Raw genomic sequence first — 17,486 nt, forward strand, 5'->3', positions numbered from 1 at the left:
TCGTTGGTTCGAATTGATGGAGTTACGCTCGGTCACGCTTAACGGAAACTCAGGCCGCCCGGGGCTCATCGCGCCCTTCCGGGATCTCGTCGTGCGCCATCAGCTTTGCGAGGTCGAATATGACCACAAATTTTTCGCCCTTGCGGCCGATACCGGCGGCATAGTCCGATTGCCATTTACCACCGACCTCGGGGATCGGCTCGATGGCCTGCTCGTCGATGTCAGTGACCTCGAAGACGCAGTCGGCGACGAAGCCGACGCCGACCAGGCGGTCCTTCATCGGCACGTCGAGGATGATGATGCGGGTCGCTTCCGTGGCGGCCACGCTCGGCAGGCCGAGCTTCTTCCTGAGATCGACGATCGGATAGCCGCTGCCGCGCACGTCGATCATGCCGAGCAGGAAGTCCGGTGCGTGCGGAAGCCGGGAGATCGGTCGCATGTCGAGAATTTCGCGGACGTTGCGAATGCTGATTCCGAACGTCTCGCCGGCAAGCCCGAGCGTCAGATATTGCGAAGTTGCGGCCATGATGCGGTCCGGATTCCGAGGATTTGGAAATGGAGTGCGGTCCGGCGCGAGGCCGGACCGGTTGATCAGCGCAGGAACTCGGCGTCGCGATCGTCTTCGCCGTCATTCATGTCGAAAGCGAAGCCGCCGCCACCGGCGACCTTCATTGCACGGGCCGGCTTGCGGGCAGGCGCCGGCTTCTTGGTGCCGCGATCGGCGGCCGCCATGTGCGCAGCCTTGGCCCGGAGTTGACCGACGGCGCGGTCGATCGGCTCGACCGCCGCCTTCTCCTTGCGCGCATCCTCGATCCGGAAGAACGAGATGGTGGACTGCAGCTGCTCGGCCTGCGAGGCGAGCTCCTCCGACGTCGAAGACACCTGTTCAGACGCGCTGGCGTTCTGCTGGCCGACCTTGTCGAGCTGCTGGATCGCCTGGTTGATCTGGGCCGAACCGACGTCCTGCTCGCGGCAGGCCGCAGTGATTTCTTGCACCAGCTCTGCCGTCTTCTTGATGTCCGGCACGAGCTTGGACAGCATGTCGCCGGCCTCCTGAGCGACCTTCACCGTCTCCGTCGAAAGCGTGCCGATGTCGGCGGCCGCTGCCTGGCTCCGTTCGGCGAGCTTGCGCACTTCGGAGGCAACTACCGCGAAGCCCTTGCCATGCTCGCCGGCACGGGCGGCCTCGACAGCCGCGTTGAGGGCCAGCAGGTCGGTCTGACGGGCTATCTCCTGGACGATGGTGATCTTCTCGGCGATGGTCTGCATTGCCTGGACTGCGCGGCCCACGGCAACGCCACTGGCCTCCGCGTCCTTGGCCGACTGCCCCGCAATCTTCTCGGTCTGGTTGGCGTTGTCGGCATTCTGCTTCACGTTCGAGGCCATCTCCTCCATCGACGAGGAAGCCTCCTCGGCGGACGAAGCCTGCTCGGTCGCGCCCTGCGAGAGCTGCTCGGCGCTGGCCGAGAGCTCCTGGCTGCCGGCCGAAACGTTGCTGGCCGCAGTGAGGGCCTCTTCGACGACCTGGCGAAGCCTCTCCACCATCGCGTTCAGGGATTTGACGAGATCGCCGATCTCGTCATTGCTCGAGACGTTGATCGTCTGGGTCAGGTCACCGCCCGCCACGGCACCGGCAAGATTGACTGCGCGGCCAAGACCGCGCGCGATGCTGATGGAGATCCAAATTGCGGCTGCCAGACCAATCACGAGCGAGGCCACGACGGCCGAGATCAGCAGCAGCTGGGCCCGGTTGCCGTCTTGGTGCGCCTGCGCGGCCTGGTCGTTCATGTTCTTCTTGACGTTGGTGACATAAGCGTTGCCGGCCTCCATCGCCTCGCCGACGGCCTTGCGAACGTCGGTCATGGAGCGCTCGGCCGCCTTCGCCTTGTCCGTCCGCGCGAGCTTGAGGACCTCATCCTGGGCCGCGTTCATGCGCGTGTAGGCGACACCAAAATTCTCGAGCAGCTTCTTGCCTTCGGGTGAGGCCGCAGCGTGAATCTCTTCCTTCAGCTTGAGAAGTGTCTCGCGCTGCTTGGCGATCTCGGCAAGGAAACGCTCCGCCTCGCTCTCGGGAGCGACGATGATGTTCTTCTCGGCGCGGACCTGAAGCAGAATGCCCTTTTCGATCTCGGCGGCTCGATCCATGCGACCGGCGCGTGACACCAGGCCGTCGGCGGTGTCGATCATCTCGGTCAGCTTCACATAGGCGAGGCCGCCCGCCGCCATCGAGAGCAACAGGACCACGCCGAATGCACTGGCAAGCTTTGCCTTGACCGTAAATCTCATTTGCAGCCCCTACCCCAGTCTCAGCCCGAGACCTCGTTTCAATTCAGGATGCGTTCCATGTTCGGAACGATGACGAACTCTTCACGCCACTTCGCGATGAAGCGAATGAACTCCGGCTTCCAGTGCATGCCGACGCGCGGCGTCTGCTGCACGTCGGTCTGCGAAATCTCCGTGACCTCGTAGACCTTGTCGGCGGTGACGCCGACCAGGACCGGCTCGCCGTCGAGATCGAGCTCGATCACGACGATGCGCGTCTCGGCCGTGTCATCGAGCTGCGGCATGCCGAAGCGGATGCGCAGATCGGCGAGCGGAATGACGTTGCCGCGCACGTTGATCACGCTGGGAACGAAGGCCCGCGCGCCCGCCACCTTCGTCACGGGGACAGGATCGATGATCTCGCGCACGAGACCGGCATCGAGAGCGAATTTCTCCTCGCCGAGGCCGATCATCACGACCTGCATCGCGTCGGCTTGCCGTTCGCCGGCCAAACCATCGTTCATCACGCCGCCTCGCTGATATGCTGCTTCTCGACCTTCGACTGCGCCAACGCGACGAGCTGCGCGACGTCGAGGATCAATGCCGCCGTGCCGTCGCCCAGGATGGTCGCGCCGGAAAACATCGTGACGTCCGAATGCAGCTTGGAGAGCGACTTGATCACGGTCTGGTGGTTGCCGATGATCTGATCGGCGACGAGACCGACGTGGGTGTCGCCGGTCGAGATGATGATCGTCTTCTGGTGCCGGTCCGGCGCGCCGGATGCGCTCATGATCTCGCGCAGCCGGAGGAATGGCACGAGATTGCCGCGCACGTTGAGGAAATTGCGGCCACGGGAGCGCTCGTCCTCGGCGGTCAGCTCGATGCATTCCTCGACTGCGGACAGCGGAATGATGTAGCGGCCCTCGCCGACGCGGATCAGAAGACCTTCGATGATCGCCAGCGTCAGCGGCAGGCGCAGCGTCACCGTGGTGCCCTGGCCCGGGCGGGTCGACAGATCGATCGAACCGCGCATGTTCTCGATGGTGCGCTTGACCACGTCCATGCCGACGCCGCGGCCAGACAGCGCCGAGATGGTCTGCGCGGTCGAGAAGCCGGGATGGAACAGAAACTGATGGATTTCGTGATCGGTGAGCACGGCGCCGGCTGCAATCAGCCCCTGTTCTTCCGCTTTCGCGCGGATGCGGGCGGTGTTGAGGCCGCCGCCATTGTCCTTCACGGTGACGAGCACCTGCGCGCCGGAATGGACGGCGGCGAGCTCGATCCGGCCCTGCTCGGTCTTGCCGTTGGCCGAACGGCTCGCGGTATCCTCGATGCCGTGATCGATGGCGTTGCGGATCAAATGCACCAGCGGATCGGCCAGGCACTCGATCATGGTCTTGTCGAGCTCGGTATCTTCACCGGTAGTGACGAATTCGACCGGCTTCGACAGATCACGCGACAGATCGTGGATCAGGCGGCGGAAGCGCCCGAACAGCGAACCGATCGGCACCATGCGCGCGCCCATCGTGGTGTCACGCAGAGAGGAGGCAAGGCGCTCGATTTCCTCGGCGATCATCTTGATCGAGAGATCGGAGCCGGAGGATGCGAGTTGGGTCAGACGCGCCTGTGCGATGACGAGCTCGCCGACGCGATCCATCAATTCGTCGAGGCGCTCGGCCTGGACGCGGACGGTGGCGATGCCACGATCGTCGCGCTTGGCCTCGAGCTTCGGTTCAGGCCTTGGTTCGGACTTCGGCTCCGCTTTTGCGACAGGGTGCTCGGCGACAGGCGGTGCAGCGGCCTCAACCGGCGCGGGCGCAGCGACCATCGGGGTCAGCTCCTCGTCGAGCAACTGGAACAGCGGTGCGGGAGGGAGCGCTTCGACATGCTCCAGCGGCGATAGCGTCAGCTTCATTTCGTCCGACACGAACATGAAGACGTCGTCGATCGCATCCTTGTCGCAGGCGGCGTGCAGCTTGACGTCCCATTTCAGATAGCAGTCTTCCGGCTCCATCTCGTCGAGGAAGGGGATGCCGTCTGTGACAGGCACGACGAAGCAGGGGCCGAGCTTGCAGAGATCGTCCAGCAGGTCGAGCGGGTTCGAGCCGTTGCGCAGGATATGGGATTCGAATTCCAGATAAAGGTGCCAGCCGGCCTGCTTGCTCTCAACCGGGGCGAGCGGCGGCGCCACCACGATCTCGGCGACGGGTGCCGCGGCCTGGTCGGGAAACACGAAGCGCTTGAGGTCGTCGAGGATGGCCTCGCCGATGATGTCGTCGGTCGACTGGGGATCTTCGATCAACGCGCGGATGTAGTCCTTGGCGGCGAGCGCGACCGAGATCAGCTCCTGGGTCGGCTTGATCTCGCCCTTGCGGACGCGGTCGAAGGCGGTCTCGAATTCGTGGGTGAAGGCGGCAACCTTGTCGAAGCCGAACATGGCGCCCGAACCCTTGATCGTATGCAGGGCGCGGAAGGCGGAATCGACCAGTTCACGGTCGTCTGGACGCTGGCCGAGGTCGAGCAAGGCCCCTTCAAGAACTTCGAAGAGCTCGCTGGCTTCCTGACGAAAGATCTCGGTCGGATCCATCGCGCTCATGCACGCACCAATTTACCGACCACGGCGAGCAGCTGCTCAGGCTTGAACGGTTTGGTGATCCAGCCGGTGGCGCCGGCGCTCTTGGCTTCCTGCTTCACCGTGTCGTTGGATTCCGTCGTCAGGAACACGATGGGCATGCCGACCGCGCTCGGTAGCTTGCGCAGTGCCCTGATCAGTTCCAGCCCGTTCATGACGGGCATGTTGAGATCGGTGATGACGAGGTCGAGTTTACCGGCCTGAGCCTTGGCGAGCCCTTGCGCCCCGTCACCCGCCTCGATCACACTGTGACCGGCCGGCTCGAGCACGACCTTGATCATCTGCCGGATGCTGGGCGAATCGTCGACGGTCAGAATCGTGGCCATTAGACGCCATCTTTCTTTTGCGGGAAATGCTGATCGATCATCGCCTCGCTGGTGAAGCCGGCGCGGCGAAGGGTGTTGCGAAGAGATTGTGAGAAAGAGGTCAGCACCACCGGGCGGCCCTGGGCCTGCCCCGTCTTGGCCGTCGATAGCAGAAGCTGGATCGAGGTCACGTCGGCCTTGTCGACGCTCGAACAGTCGATCTCGAGCCGCTCCTGGCGGCCGAACGCCTCGCGAATGAGCTCATAGACATTGCGAATGGCCGCGATGCTGCAATCGGCGGGCAACCGCAACGACCACTTCGGCTCCGTGGGATTGAGCGCCATCGCTGACCCGCCTTTGCTAAAATTCCACTACCCGTTTGACGCGAATCGGGTGAGCAAACCCCTAACGCGGGCATCCGTACAACTACGGGTCACATTCCCATGGAATTCGCGCAACCGCGTGCAAACGTGCACAGCCTGCTGAGACCCTTCATGCGCGGAGCGCATATCCGCGGCGCATGCGCCCTCGTACGACGCATTTGCTTCGCGTTAAATTTGCTTGGGTTATGCATTGGGCTCGTGTCTTTGCCAGCGAAGAGAGCCCCGGCCGACGATGCTGACTCAAGCGCTTCTGGTTGACGACAGCCGGTCCGTCCTCAACTACCTGAAACGTCATATCGAGGCAGAAGGCCTGGTCGAGGCCACGGCCTGCCTCGATCCCGTGGAAGCGCTGGCTTGCGCGCGGGAGCGAGTGTTCGACCTCGTGCTGGTCGATTATGAAATGCCGCACATGGACGGCATCAGCTTCATCCGCGCCTTCCGTGCCCTGCCTGGCTGCGCCGACATTCCAATCGCGATGGTCACCTCACAGCAGACGGATGACATCAAGATGGAAGCGCTGCAGGCCGGTGCGACCGATTTCCTGCCCAAGCAGCCGCAGAGCCTCGAGATGACGGTGCGCCTGCGGAATTTGATTCAGCTCGGTGCAGCCGTGCGCAAGCTCAACGACCGTGCGGCGCATCTGGCCAGCGAAGTCGCCGCCGCGACGCAAAAGCTCGGCGAACGCGAGGAGGAGATCATCCTGCGGCTCGCGCTCGCGGTGGAATACCGTGACAACGACACCGGCGAGCACACGCTGCGGGTTGCCAGGTACAGCCGCGTCATCGCCGAGCAGCTCGGACTGCCGGCCCGGCTTTGCCGCGACATTTATCTGGCCGCGCCACTGCATGACGTCGGCAAGGTCGCCATTCCCGACAACATTCTGCTCAAGCCCGGCAGGCTGACCGACGACGAGATGGCGGTGATCCGAACCCATGCAACGATCGGCGAGCGGATCCTGGCGGACTCCGGTTGCGAGCTGATCCAGCTCGGTGCGCAAATTGCAGCAGGCCATCATGAACGCTGGGACGGCGCGGGTTATCCAAACGGTCTGAAGGCGGACGAGATTCCGGTCGCCGCGCGCGTGGTCGCGGTCGCCGACGTCTTCGACGCGCTGACGACGCGACGACCATATAAGGAGCCGATGCCGATCGAGGTGGCTCGCAGCTATCTGGTCGAGAACAAGGGCAGCCAGTTCGATCCGGCCTGCGTCGAGGCCTTCTTGTCGCGCTGGGACGAGGTGGTCGGGATCGCTGCCGGCGAGCGGGCGACGCCATTTCAAAAGGCCGAGGCTCCGCTCGCTCCGATCATGGAGTCTCCGGTCGAGGGCCGCGCGCCTGAGGCTGTCACGGCCAGCTGATTCGCCGTCCGGCCAACAGCTTGGCACCCTCCTCTGTCGGCGATGGGCGGTTTGAACCACTTCCTGCTAGAGTACACCAATCATCAAAGAGTGATTCTGGTCACACTTGCCTGGTCGCCCCGATGCTAAAAGTCGCACCGGGACGGGGACCAGCAAAATATCGGTTGAATTGAATGAGAATAGCCATGAGAAGCCTGATCGGCGCTGTTGTCGGCGCGTTCTGTATTGCGGCCCCTGCCCTGGCAGAGACGCCTGCTGCCATCGTCGAGGATGTGCAAGGCAAGGTCGATGGCGTCGAGTTCATGGACTATGTCGCTGCGGGCAAGATCATCAAGCTCGGGCCCAAGGCCAGCATTACGCTGAGTTACCTCAAATCCTGCCTGCGCGAGACCATCAGCGAGGGCGTCGTTCTGGTCGGCGCCGAGCAGAGCACCGTGCAGCTCGGCGACGTGCAGCGCGCCAAGGTACCCTGTGACACCAAGGCGGCGCAGCTCTCCGAGCGCGAGGCGAACCAGAGTGCCGCGACCACGTTCCGGACCATGCGGTCCGACGCCAAGGCCGCTCCGTCCAAGCTGCCGACGATCTATGGCGTCGCGCCCCTGATCCAGGCCAAGAGTGGCAGCACACTGGTAATCGAGCGCACGGACGGCAAGGAACCCACGATCAGCGTGCCGCTCAAGAACGACATCATGATCCGCGGCAAGTTCTATGACTTTGCCAAGGCCGGAAAGTCGCTGACCCCGGGCGGCAGCTATCTCGCAAGCCTCGGAACCAAGCGCTACACCTTCCAGGTCGACGCCAGCGCCACCGCCTCGCCGACCCCGATCATCGGCCGCCTGCTGCGGCTCGAATAGCGGTCTGCGACGGAGCGATGCGGCGGATCGGGAGACGGGACATCGTTGCGGCGATCCTGATTGCGCTCCTCACCGGCGCGATCTTCACGTCGCCGCCGCTGCAGACCCTGCAAGGTCTTTCGCTCGACATCCTCACGGCGATGCGCTGGAAGCTTCTCGGCGACAGCCGCGATCCCGCGACGTCGCCGGTCGTCGTCGTCGCGATCGACAGTGAAACCTACGACACACCACCATTCAAGGGATCACCGACGCAGACCTGGACGCGCGAGATCGGCCGGCTGCTCGGCAGCATCACCGAAGGCGGCGCCAAGGTGATCGGCTTCGACATCATCTTTCCGAGCTCGATCGAGCAATCGGAGATCCCGTTTGGCGACACCGCTGTCGGCGGTCGCATGAAAGGATTCGACCGAGATTATCTGATCGCGCTGCGGCAAATCTCCGATAGCGGCAAATTGGTACTCGGCGAGATCCTGAGCAACGACCATCCGGAAGTGCCCTATCGCGCTCAGCAAGTGGCCGTGCGCAACACCGTGCGGGCGCTCAATGTCCACACCGACCCCGACGACGTCATCCGACGAATGCCGCTGAGCTTTGCCATCGAGGGGCGGCCGGTGCCCGCAATGGCGGTCGAGCTCGCTGCACGCGCGACCGGCGCAAAGCCCGATATTGCGCCCTCCGGCGCGACCGAATTGTCCGGCTATGCGGTCCCGAGTGCCGTTCCCAATACAATGACGCTCAACTTCCGAGGGCTGGGGCGCGACATCCCGACCTTCTCCTTCGTCGATCTGCGCGCCTGCGTCGAAAAGGGTGACCGCGACTTTTTTCGCCGCGCTTTCGACGGCAAGGTCGTGCTGCTTGGTACGGCCCTGAATTTCGAGGATCGCAAGCTCACCTCGATGCGCCTGTCCGGCGGCTATGATGGAACGCAGGCCGCACGATGCGCACTGCCGGCACCGGCGAGCACGCCGCAGAAGGCCCGCAGCGACGTCGCGGGCGTGTTCGTTCACGCCACTGCGGTCCGAAACCTGATGGAGCGCGACGCCGTGACCGAGCTCGGCTATCCGATGCGCGCCGTTTTCACGATCGCGTTCGCCGCGATCATCGCCTGCGCGGCCTGCCTGCTCGCGCCGAGCGGCGCGCTGATTACCTGGCTCGGCCTCACCCTCGCCTACACGGCCTTAGCCGTCAGTGCGTTCGTCCATGCCTTGGCGCTGCCGTTGACGGAGCCGGCACTCGCCAGCCTCGCTGCGCTTGCGATCATGATCGGCTATCGCTTCGTGCTGGCCGATCGCGACGAGCGCTTCCTGCGCAAGAGCTTTGCCCTTTACCTCGCGCCCGAGGTGATCGAAACCATGGTCGCCTCCGGCAAAATGCCGGTGCTCGGCGGCGAGATGCGCAACGTCACCATGTTCTTCTCCGACCTCAGCGGCTTCTCGTCCATTGCCGAGACCATGACGCCGGGCGAGCTGGTGACGCTGATGAACGAATATCTGTCCGCGATGACCGATATCATCGAAGGCCATGGCGGTTACGTCGACAAATACATCGGCGATTCCATCGTCGCGATGTTCGGTGCGCCGGCCGACGATCCCGCACATGCCAGCAACGCGGTCCGCGCCGCGCTGAAGTGCCATGAGAAGCTGGCGGAGCTCAATGCCGGCAATCCCGCATTCGCCGGCCGCGGCCTGTCGCACCGCATCGGGCTGAACAGCGGCGAGGCCGTGGTCGGCAACATCGGTTCGCGCCGCCGCTTCAACTATACCGTTATGAGCGACACCGTGAACGTCGCCTCGCGGCTCGAAGGCGCCAACAAATATTACGGCACTGCGATCATGGCGTCGGAGACGACGATGACGCAGAGCGGCGACGCCTTTGCCTGGCGCGAGCTGGATGCGATCAGGGTGCAGGGGCGCGGCGAAGCCATCAAGGTGTTCGAGCCGCGGGCCGAGAAGAGCGCGGAGAGTGCCGAACAGGCGAAGGTGACCGCAGCCTATGCGGAAGGGCTAGCCTGCTGGCGCGCACGTGATTTCGCGAAGGCGGCCGATGCGTTCAGGCACATGGCAAAGGCCGATCCGGCGTCAGCGCTGTTCGCCAAGCGCGCTGCAGCATTCACCGCGAATCCACCGCCACCGGATTGGATCCCGGTCAATGCGCTGGAAGGGAAGTAGCGACGTCACACCAGGCCGCGGCTAAAACGGCAGCCCCACGTAATTCTCCGCGAGCAGTCGCTGCGCCGTCTCGGACGAGAGCAGATAGTCCAGCTCGGTCTGCTGAAGCCGATCCTCGTAGTCGAGCCGGTCGGGGAAGCGGTGCAGGAGCATCGTCATCCACCAGGAAAAGCGCTGCGCCTTCCAGATCCGCGCCAGTGCCTTGGCGGAATAGCCAGCGAGGCCGGAATCGTCGCCTCGCTGATAATGCGCGAGCATCGCGTGATAGAGATAGTAGATGTCGGACGCGGCGCTGTTGAGCCCGCGCGCGCCGGTCGGCGGCACGATGTGAGCCGCATCGCCCGCGAGGAACAGCCGGCCGTAGCTCATCGGCTCGGCGACGAAGCTGCGCAGCGGCGCGATGCTCTTCTCGATCGAGGGCCCCGTGATCAGACGGCCGGCGACCTCGTTTGGCAGGCGACGCTTCAGCTCGGCCCAGAACGCATCGTCGCTCCAGTCTTCGACCTTGTCGGTCAGCGGCACCTGAACGTAGTAGCGGCTGAGCACCTGCGAGCGCAGCGAGCAGAGCGCAAAGCCGCGCTCGTGCTTCACATAAATCAGTTCCGGCGACACCGGCTTGGTGCGCGACAGCACCCCCAGCCAGCCGAACGGATAAACCTTCTCATATTCGCGCAACACGTCCTTCGGGATCGACTTGCGGCTGACGCCGTGAAAACCGTCGGCGCCGACGATGTAGTCGCAATCGACGCGGACAATCTCGCCGTTCGATCGATAGGTCACGTAGGGACGGTCCGAGGTCAGATCATGCGGCGTTACGTCCTGCGCATCGTGCACGACCTTGCCGCCGAGGCGGTCCCGTGCCTCGTAGAGATCGCGCGTCAGCTCGGTCTGGCCGTAGACCAGCACCGAATTGCCGCCGGAATATTTGTGCAGATCGATCTTGGACAGCACGCCGTTATGGGCGATCTCGAAACCGGTGTGGATCTCACCCTCGCGGTCCATCCGCTCGCCGCATTGCGCCTCGCGCATCAAGTCGGCGAAGCCGTGCTCCAGCACGCCGGCACGGATGCGGGCAAGCACGTGATCCCGGCTGTACTTTTCCAGCACGACCGTGTCGATGCCTTTGAGGTGCAACAACTGGGACAACAACAGCCCGGACGGCCCGCCGCCGATGATACAGACCTGAACTTTCATTTTTGCATCCTCCCGTCGGCACTTGTTTGCAGATTTGGCGCCACGGACCGATGGAGGGTTTCGCCATTGTCTTGTACTATTCGAACATGAGAGCCACAGCCCCGGCGATCCGTATCTACAATTTGTTCGGCGAGTCCGGCGACTTGCCGGACGTCGTGCATTGCGAGACCATCGCGTCCCGCTCGGTGCTGCACGACTGGACCCTCGCCGTGCACCGTCATGCCCGGCTGCACCAGGTGCTGCTGATCGAGCGCGGCGGCGGCGAGGCGACGCTCGACGGGCGGGTAGTGCCGTTGAAGCCGATGCAGATCGTCAATGTGCCTGTCGGCCACGTGCACGGCTTCCGCTTCGTGCCCGAGACGCAAGGCTGGGTGCTGACCATCGCCGCGGAGATTCTGGACGAGGCGCTGCTCTCCACCGAGGGCCTGCGCGGCGCGCTGGCCCGCTCGGCCGTGGTGCGCGGTACGCCGCAGATCCGCACCACCATGAAGCAGATCTTCGCCGAACATGCCGCGCGCGAATTCGGCCGCGCGCATGTGCTGCGGGCGTTGTCGTCGGCCATGATCGGGCTGGTGGCGCGCGCGCTCACGAGCGAGAGCGGCGGCAACGGCACGGTCGAATCCAGCCTGTTCCGCCGCTTCGAGGCGCTGCTGGAGCAGCGTCATTTGGAACGCTGGAGCGTCGCGGACTATGCCGAGGCGCTGGCGGTGACCCCGACGCATCTCAACCGGATCACACGGGCGGCGACCGGTGATACCGCCTCGCATCTGATCCTCAACCGGCTGATCCGCGAGGCGCGACGCAACCTCGTCTACACCAATCTGCCGGTCTCGACGATTGCCTACGCGCTCGGCTTCGAGGACCCCGCCTATTTCAGCCGGGTCTACGCTGCAGCCACGGGGGTCTCACCGCGCGCCTTTCGCGCGCAGCTCCATGGCGACGAGACATGAAGCCTCACACGTCGAAGAACACCGTCTCCTCCGGCCCCTGCAGATTGATGGTGAAGGAATACACGACCTTGCCGCCGCGCTCGCTGCGCTTGGCGACCAGCGTCTGGCGCCGGATCGGCTGCTCGATCAGATTGAGCACGGGGTCGGCGGCGTTGGCGGCCTCTTCATCCGAGAAATAGAGCCGCGTGTTGAGGCCGATGTTGATGCCGCGCGCGACGATCCAGACATTGATATGGGGCGCGCATGTCCGGCCCGCTCTGTCGGTGATGGCACCGGGCTTGATGGTCTCGAAGGTGACGAGACCGCTCTCGAAATCGGAGCCGGCGCGGCCCCAGCCGCGAAACTCCTGCTCCAGCGCGCCGGGCGAGCGATCGGCCGGATGGTTGTAGCGGCCGGCCGCATTGGCCTGCCAGATCTCCAGCAGCACGTCGCGCAGCGGCGTACCCGTGCCGTCGATCACCTTGCCTTCCAGCGTGATGCGCTCGCCATCGGTGTCCGGCGTTGTCAGGACGTTCGAGAAGTTCTTCTCGAAGATGTCGAAGCCGGCCATCGCCGGGATCAGGCCGATATGAACGTAGGGACCGGCAGTCTGCGAAGCGGTTTCCTTGAGATAGTTGAGCGGCTGCGGCATTTGCTCAGTTCCCCGCGGTGCGGTTTTCGAAATAGGTGGAGCGCTGGCCGCGCAGCACGATGTCGAAGCGGTAGGCCAGCGAGTCGAACGGCGCCGAGGCGTTGAGATCGAGCGGCGCCACGAGGCGGTCGAGTGCGTCCTTGTCCGGGATGGTCGTCAGGATCGGACAGATGGGGATCAGGGGATCGCCCTCGAAATACATCTGCGTGATCAGCCGCTGTGCAAAGCCCGAACCGAACACCGAGAAGTGGATGTGGGCAGGACGCCAACTGTTGACGTAGTTGCGCCAGGGATAGGGCCCCGGCTTCACGGTGCGGAAATAGTAGTAGCCGGTGTCGTCGGTCAGCGCACGGCCGCAGCCGCCGAAATTCGGGTCGATCGGCGCCAGATAGGTGTCCTTCTTGTGCCTGTAGCGGCCGCCGGCATTTGCCTGCCAGAACTCGACCAGCGTGTTCGGCACGCCGCGGCCGGTCTCGTCCAGCACGCGGCCGTGGACGATGATGCGCTCGCCGACGGGATCGCCGTCCTTGGCGTAGTTGCGGATCAGATCATTGTCGAGCGGGCCAAGATCGTTGTGGCCGAACACCGGCCCCGTGATCTCGGAGACCGAACCCTCCAGCGACAGCAGCGACTGGCGCGGCGAGCGCAGTACCGAGGATTTGTAGCCCGGCGCATGCGCCGGCGGATGAATCGAACGATCCCGTTCGAAGAAGCCGCCGTCGCAGAGCGGCGGTGCAAGGGGCTCGGGGCGGTTGAGGCGAGGATCCTGCAAGGCTGGCGCCTGGGCATTCATCGTGTTTCTCCCTGGGGGGCGCCCGGTCCGGCGCCCCGCTAATCGGGAGATCATGGGCCGATCTATTCCACAGATAAATAGATCGATTATAATGTATTGCATGAAGGAAATCGATCATTTGGCCCTCGACGGCCACGCCCTCGAACTGTTCCTCGCCGTGCTGGAGGAAGGCTCGGTCACGGCGGCCGCCACCCGGCTCGGCCTGACGCAGTCCGCCGTCAGCCACGCCCTGAACAAGCTGCGGCGGATCGCGGGTGATCCGCTGTTCGTCAAATCAGGCCGCGGCATCGTCGCAACCGCGCATGCGCAAGCGTTGGCCGCAAAGGCGCGCACGCTAATCGACGAGATGCGAAGCTTTGCCGGCGGCGTCAGCTTCGAACCGCCCCACGCGCAACTGTCGCTGACGATCGCGGCCAACGACTTCCAGCGCGACCTGCTGCTGCCCCGGTTCTTCGATCATGTCACCGGCCAGGTGAAGAGCCTGAACCTGCGCGTGATCCCCTCGCAGTCGCCCTCGCCCGCGATGCTGCGCGAGAACCGCTGCGATCTCATGATCACGCCGCTGCCGCCCTCCGGCATCGACATCGTGCAGAAGCGCCTGCTCCAAGATCATTACGTCTGTTACTTCGACGCCAAGGCGCGCTCCGCGCCGGCCAGCCGCAGCGCCTATCTCGCCGCGCGCCACATCACCGTCGTCTATACCGACAACGAGCGGCTCGACTTCGACCGCCGGCTGGCGGCCAACGGGTTTCACCGCGACATCGCGATCTCGGTGCCGAGCTTTTCCGGCGTGCCGTCCTTCATGCGCGGCTCGCAGATGCTGGCCAGCATGCCGAGCCTGCTTGCGGACGGGGTCATGCGCGGCTTCGCGCAGGCGCGGATTCCGCTGGCGTCACGCACGCGAACGCTGGCCGAGCTGCCGATGTTCATGGTCTGGCACCAGCGCTATCAGAAAGATCCGGCTCATCGCTGGGTGAGGAGCCAGTTGGAAATTGCTGCAGCGACAGCCGCGGGCGGCTGAGCCTCCGCCTCTGGGAAGCCTGCCCCTCGCCAAACCCACTGGTTGCGCAAGCGGAGCCGCGCTAAAATCCTCCCATGACAGTCACCGATATCGCGAGCCGGACCTACAATCACAGCTGGCGGCTGGATCCCATCATCCGCAGCCTGCTTGATACCGACTTCTACAAACTATTGATGTTGCAGATGATTCGGGAAGCCTACCCGAAGCAACAGGTGACCTTCTCGGTCATCAACCGCTCGCGCCATGTGCGGCTCGCCGAGATCATCGACGAGGGCGAGCTCCGCGCCCAGCTCGACCACGCCCGCACCATCCGCTTCACCAAGAAGGAGCTGATCTGGCTGGCGGGTAACACCTTCTACGGCAAGACCCACATGTTCTCGGCGGACTTCATCCGCTGGCTGGCCGAATTCCGCCTCCCCGAGTACGAGCTGCGCAAGGTCGAGGGCCAGTATGAATTGCATTTCCACGGCCCCTGGACCCACACCACGATGTGGGAGATTCCGGCGCTCGCGATCCTCAACGAGTTGCGCTCGCGCGCGGCGATCAAGGGCCGCGGCCGCTTCGAACTCGACGTGCTCTATGCCCGCGCCAAGGCCAAGCTGTGGACCAAGGTGGAGCGGCTGCGCAAGCTGGAGAATCTGCGCCTGTCCGACTTCGGCACCCGCCGCCGTCACGGCTTCCTCTGGCAGCGCTGGTGCGTGGAGGCGGTGAAGGAAGGCCTGGGTCCGTCCTTCATCGGCACCTCCAACGTGCTGCTTGCGATGGACAACGATCTCGAAGCCATCGGCACCAACGCGCATGAGCTGCCGATGGTCGCCGCCGCGCTCGCCAGGGACGACGAGGAATTGCGCTGGGCGCCCTATCGCATTCTCGACCAGTGGCGCCAGACCTATGGCGGCAATCTGCTGATCGCGTTGCCCGATGCCTTCGGCACCAAGGCCTTCCTGCGCGATGCCCCGGAATGGGTCGCCGACTGGACCGGCTTCCGCCCCGACAGCGCGCCGCCGATCCAGGCCGGCGAGGAGATCATCGCCTGGTGGGAAAAGAAGGGCCGCAACCCCAGGGACAAGCTGCTCGTCTTTTCGGATGCGATGGATGTCGGCTCGATCGAGGAGACCTATCACCACTTTGCCGGCCGGGTGCGGCTCTCGTTCGGCTGGGGTACCAACCTCACCAACGACTTCGTCGGCTGTACGCCGGACGGCTCGTTCAATCTCGATCCGATCTCGCTGGTCTGCAAGGTGTCGTCGGTGGACGGCCATGCGGCCGTCAAGCTCTCCGACAATCCGGAGAAGGCGACCGGCATGCCCTCGGAGATCGAGCGTTACCTGCGCGTTTTCGGCGACGCCGGCCGCGTCCGCAAGCCGGTGCTGGTCTAACGGCCGACGAGACTCTCTTCGGGTAAACTGCGCAGGACCAATGCAAGGCATTGGTTCGCGATACCGCGCCATTTCCGACTGCGAGCATTTGAAGCGAACTGTGCAAATCGATTTCACAGCGCCTTCACCTTGCACTGCAGTCTCCCGCACCCTTCAGGCCGGGTTAAGCAACCATCACCTCTATTTGGCGTTGCAGGCTCAGCGCTCCGCTGGGGTTGGTGCGCGATTTGGGGAACGCAGGGTGTTTCGCAGAACAGCGACGTCAACGAAGGGACACAGCTTCCTTCATGTCATCAAGCTCGTGTCGCCTTTCGTGATGGTCGTGGTGCTCCAGGCGGCGATCGCGGGATTCAGTCTCGAGGTGATGTCCTCGGTCCGCGCCTATGTCGGCGGCGAAGCGATGTGGTCGCGTTCGCAAAAGAATGCCGTCTATTTTCTCAATCTCTACCTGCATTCGGGCGACGCCAGCCAGTTCTCGCAATACCAGGCCTCGCTTGCCGTTCCCATCGGCGACGAATTCGCGCGCTGGGCGCTCGAGCGCGATCCGGTGGACGTCGAGGCTGCCCGCATCGGCTTCCTGCAAGGCGGCAACCATCCCGATGACATCCCGGGATTGATCTGGCTATTTCGCTACTTCAATGGTGTCAGCTTCCTTCAGGATGCGATCCGCGAGTGGGCCGCCACCGATCCCATGCTGCTCGAGCTCAGCGTCTTCGGCGAGGTCATCCGGTCCGAACTGGAGAACGGTCCTGTTCACGACACGAACCGGCTGCAGTTCCTGTCGTCGCGGCTCTCCGAACTCAACACCCAATTCACGGTCCATGCCAACCGGTTCTCCACGGTGCTCGGCGAAGGCTCCCGCGCCATCAAGCTGACGCTGACCGGCATCAACATCGTCACCGCCGCGATGCTGATCCTGCTCCTGATCTGGCACACCAGGCGATTGGTGCTGCAGCGGCAAGCCTTCGAAGAAGCCCTCGATGCCGAGAAGGAACGCCTGGTGTGGCAGGCATCGCACGACTGGCTGACCGGCCTGTCTAATCGCCGTGCCTTCGAGGCGCGCCTGCAAAGCGAACTCGACGTTGCCGCTGCGGATTCGCTGGGCCTGATCCTGCTCGACCTCGACCAGTTCAAGAACGTCAACGACACCTGCGGGCACCTCGCCGGCGACCGTCTGCTCTGCCAGGTCTCACGCCTCCTGCTACAGGACCGGCATCCGCGCGACCTGGTGGCCCGGCTCGGCGGCGACGAATTCGGCCTGATCCTGCCGCAGTGCTCGCATGCGAACGCGCTCGACATCGCCGAACGGCTGCGGCGATCGCTGGAGCTGTTCAACTTCGTCTGGGACGATCGCTGTTTTGCGGTGACCGCCAGCATCGGCGTCACCTGCATCGCCGACGCCAACACCACGCTCGAAGGCGCGATGCGGCGCGCGGATGCCGCCTGCTATCGCGCCAAGGAGAAAGGGCGCAACCGCGTCCAGGTCGACGGCGGAAGAGCTGACGTCGTCGTCGCAGCCCGGCCGCGCGAGATCGCGCGCGCCTGACGCTCGCCGCC

General features: G+C 64.2%; 16 protein-coding genes. 7 read left to right on the top strand and 9 right to left on the bottom strand.

Features of this window, described 5'->3' with window-relative positions:
• Window positions 1–49 precede the first annotated feature (49 nt).
• The 6 genes from C7G42_RS23600 to C7G42_RS23625 form a co-directional block, all read right to left on the bottom strand.
• A complete protein-coding gene (locus C7G42_RS23600; RefSeq protein ID WP_106951327.1) occupies window positions 50–526 on the bottom strand; it encodes a chemotaxis protein CheW in 477 nt (158 codons plus the stop codon).
• Window positions 527–591: 65 nt separating this feature from the next.
• Window positions 592–2,286 carry a methyl-accepting chemotaxis protein gene (locus tag C7G42_RS23605; RefSeq protein ID WP_106951328.1) on the bottom strand — a complete coding sequence of 565 codons (1,695 nt, stop codon included), beginning with the start codon at window positions 2,284–2,286 and terminating at the stop codon, window positions 592–594.
• Window positions 2,287–2,324: 38 nt separating this feature from the next.
• Window positions 2,325–2,786 (bottom strand): chemotaxis protein CheW, encoded by a 462-nt coding sequence (locus C7G42_RS23610; protein ID WP_199581090.1) that lies wholly within the window; start codon window positions 2,784–2,786, stop codon window positions 2,325–2,327.
• Window positions 2,786–4,858 carry a chemotaxis protein CheA gene (locus C7G42_RS23615; protein WP_106951330.1) on the bottom strand — a complete coding sequence of 691 codons (2,073 nt, stop codon included), beginning with the start codon at window positions 4,856–4,858 and terminating at the stop codon, window positions 2,786–2,788. The genes C7G42_RS23610 and C7G42_RS23615 overlap by 1 nt, the downstream gene beginning before the upstream one ends.
• Window positions 4,855–5,220: a response regulator gene (locus C7G42_RS23620; protein WP_018317043.1), complete on the bottom strand. Its 366-nt coding sequence runs from the start codon at window positions 5,218–5,220 to the stop codon at window positions 4,855–4,857. The genes C7G42_RS23615 and C7G42_RS23620 overlap by 4 nt, the downstream gene beginning before the upstream one ends.
• Window positions 5,220–5,543, bottom strand: a complete 324-nt coding sequence (locus tag C7G42_RS23625) for an STAS domain-containing protein (RefSeq protein ID WP_094973769.1) — start codon at window positions 5,541–5,543, stop codon at window positions 5,220–5,222. Before C7G42_RS23625 ends, C7G42_RS23620 begins: the two co-directional genes overlap by 1 nt.
• Before the next feature lie 271 nt (window positions 5,544–5,814).
• Here C7G42_RS23625 and C7G42_RS23630 point away from each other — a divergent pair, with 271 nt between their 5' ends.
• The 3 genes from C7G42_RS23630 to C7G42_RS23640 all read left to right on the top strand — a co-directional run bounded on the left by C7G42_RS23630 (window position 5,815) and on the right by C7G42_RS23640 (window position 9,961).
• Window positions 5,815–6,939: an HD domain-containing phosphohydrolase gene (locus tag C7G42_RS23630; protein ID WP_106951331.1), complete on the top strand. Its 1,125-nt coding sequence runs from the start codon at window positions 5,815–5,817 to the stop codon at window positions 6,937–6,939.
• A 185-nt stretch (window positions 6,940–7,124) separates the two neighbouring features.
• Entirely contained in the window at window positions 7,125–7,793 is a 669-nt protein-coding gene (locus C7G42_RS23635; RefSeq protein ID WP_199581091.1) for a hypothetical protein, read from the top strand.
• A 17-nt stretch (window positions 7,794–7,810) separates the two neighbouring features.
• Complete coding sequence (locus C7G42_RS23640) at window positions 7,811–9,961, top strand: adenylate/guanylate cyclase domain-containing protein (RefSeq protein ID WP_106951333.1); 2,151 nt, start codon at window positions 7,811–7,813, stop codon at window positions 9,959–9,961.
• Between the two features lie 21 nt (window positions 9,962–9,982).
• On the opposite strand, the gene pobA is transcribed toward C7G42_RS23640, so the two are convergent.
• Window positions 9,983–11,155, bottom strand: coding sequence for a 4-hydroxybenzoate 3-monooxygenase (gene pobA / locus C7G42_RS23645; RefSeq protein ID WP_106951334.1), 1,173 nt, complete (start codon window positions 11,153–11,155; stop codon window positions 9,983–9,985).
• 50 nt (window positions 11,156–11,205) lie between these two features.
• Here pobA and C7G42_RS23650 point away from each other — a divergent pair, with 50 nt between their 5' ends.
• Entirely contained in the window at window positions 11,206–12,105 is a 900-nt protein-coding gene (locus C7G42_RS23650; RefSeq protein WP_106951335.1) for a helix-turn-helix domain-containing protein, read from the top strand.
• 4 nt (window positions 12,106–12,109) lie between these two features.
• Here the strand turns inward: C7G42_RS23650 and pcaG are convergent, their stop codons facing one another.
• Window positions 12,110–12,736, bottom strand: a complete 627-nt coding sequence (pcaG, locus tag C7G42_RS23655; protein ID WP_106951336.1) for a protocatechuate 3,4-dioxygenase subunit alpha — start codon at window positions 12,734–12,736, stop codon at window positions 12,110–12,112.
• A 4-nt stretch (window positions 12,737–12,740) separates the two neighbouring features.
• On the bottom strand, window positions 12,741–13,529 hold the full coding sequence (gene pcaH, locus C7G42_RS23660; RefSeq protein WP_106951337.1) for a protocatechuate 3,4-dioxygenase subunit beta: 789 nt from the start codon (window positions 13,527–13,529) through the stop codon (window positions 12,741–12,743).
• 91 nt (window positions 13,530–13,620) lie between these two features.
• Between pcaH and C7G42_RS23665 the strand changes: the two genes are divergently transcribed.
• The 3 genes from C7G42_RS23665 to C7G42_RS23675 all read left to right on the top strand — a co-directional run bounded on the left by C7G42_RS23665 (window position 13,621) and on the right by C7G42_RS23675 (window position 17,475).
• The gene (locus tag C7G42_RS23665) at window positions 13,621–14,550 is read left to right on the top strand and encodes a LysR family transcriptional regulator (protein ID WP_199581092.1); all 930 of its coding nucleotides are present in this window, start codon (window positions 13,621–13,623) and stop codon (window positions 14,548–14,550) included.
• A 74-nt stretch (window positions 14,551–14,624) separates the two neighbouring features.
• Window positions 14,625–15,929 carry a nicotinate phosphoribosyltransferase gene (gene pncB / locus C7G42_RS23670; RefSeq protein ID WP_106951339.1) on the top strand — a complete coding sequence of 435 codons (1,305 nt, stop codon included), beginning with the start codon at window positions 14,625–14,627 and terminating at the stop codon, window positions 15,927–15,929.
• Window positions 15,930–16,170: 241 nt separating this feature from the next.
• Window positions 16,171–17,475 (top strand): GGDEF domain-containing protein, encoded by a 1,305-nt coding sequence (locus tag C7G42_RS23675; RefSeq protein ID WP_106951340.1) that lies wholly within the window; start codon window positions 16,171–16,173, stop codon window positions 17,473–17,475.
• Window positions 17,476–17,486 lie beyond the last annotated feature (11 nt).

This window comes from Bradyrhizobium sp. MOS003, from assembly GCF_003020125.1.
GTDB lineage: Bacteria > Pseudomonadota > Alphaproteobacteria > Rhizobiales > Xanthobacteraceae > Bradyrhizobium.

Excerpts from the sequence above, each read along its gene's own strand:
- C7G42_RS23640 (WP_106951333.1), top strand. The coding sequence starts at position 7,811 with ATGCGGCGGATCGGGAGACGGGACATCGTTGCGGCGATCCTGATTGCG.
- pncB (WP_106951339.1), top strand. The coding sequence starts at position 14,625 with ATGACAGTCACCGATATCGCGAGCCGGACCTACAATCACAGCTGGCGG.
- C7G42_RS23605 (WP_106951328.1), bottom strand. The coding sequence starts at position 2,286 with ATGAGATTTACGGTCAAGGCAAAGCTTGCCAGTGCATTCGGCGTGGTC.
- C7G42_RS23625 (WP_094973769.1), bottom strand. The coding sequence starts at position 5,543 with ATGGCGCTCAATCCCACGGAGCCGAAGTGGTCGTTGCGGTTGCCCGCC.
- C7G42_RS23635 (WP_199581091.1), top strand. The coding sequence starts at position 7,125 with ATGAGAAGCCTGATCGGCGCTGTTGTCGGCGCGTTCTGTATTGCGGCC.
- C7G42_RS23650 (WP_106951335.1), top strand. The coding sequence starts at position 11,206 with ATGGAGGGTTTCGCCATTGTCTTGTACTATTCGAACATGAGAGCCACA.
- C7G42_RS23630 (WP_106951331.1), top strand. The coding sequence starts at position 5,815 with ATGCTGACTCAAGCGCTTCTGGTTGACGACAGCCGGTCCGTCCTCAAC.
- pcaG (WP_106951336.1), bottom strand. The coding sequence starts at position 12,736 with ATGCCGCAGCCGCTCAACTATCTCAAGGAAACCGCTTCGCAGACTGCC.
- pcaH (WP_106951337.1), bottom strand. The coding sequence starts at position 13,529 with ATGAATGCCCAGGCGCCAGCCTTGCAGGATCCTCGCCTCAACCGCCCC.
- C7G42_RS23610 (WP_199581090.1), bottom strand. The coding sequence starts at position 2,786 with ATGAACGATGGTTTGGCCGGCGAACGGCAAGCCGACGCGATGCAGGTC.
- pobA (WP_106951334.1), bottom strand. The coding sequence starts at position 11,155 with ATGAAAGTTCAGGTCTGTATCATCGGCGGCGGGCCGTCCGGGCTGTTG.
- C7G42_RS23615 (WP_106951330.1), bottom strand. The coding sequence starts at position 4,858 with ATGAGCGCGATGGATCCGACCGAGATCTTTCGTCAGGAAGCCAGCGAG.
- C7G42_RS23620 (WP_018317043.1), bottom strand. The coding sequence starts at position 5,220 with ATGGCCACGATTCTGACCGTCGACGATTCGCCCAGCATCCGGCAGATG.
- C7G42_RS23665 (WP_199581092.1), top strand. The coding sequence starts at position 13,621 with ATGTATTGCATGAAGGAAATCGATCATTTGGCCCTCGACGGCCACGCC.
- C7G42_RS23600 (WP_106951327.1), bottom strand. The coding sequence starts at position 526 with ATGGCCGCAACTTCGCAATATCTGACGCTCGGGCTTGCCGGCGAGACG.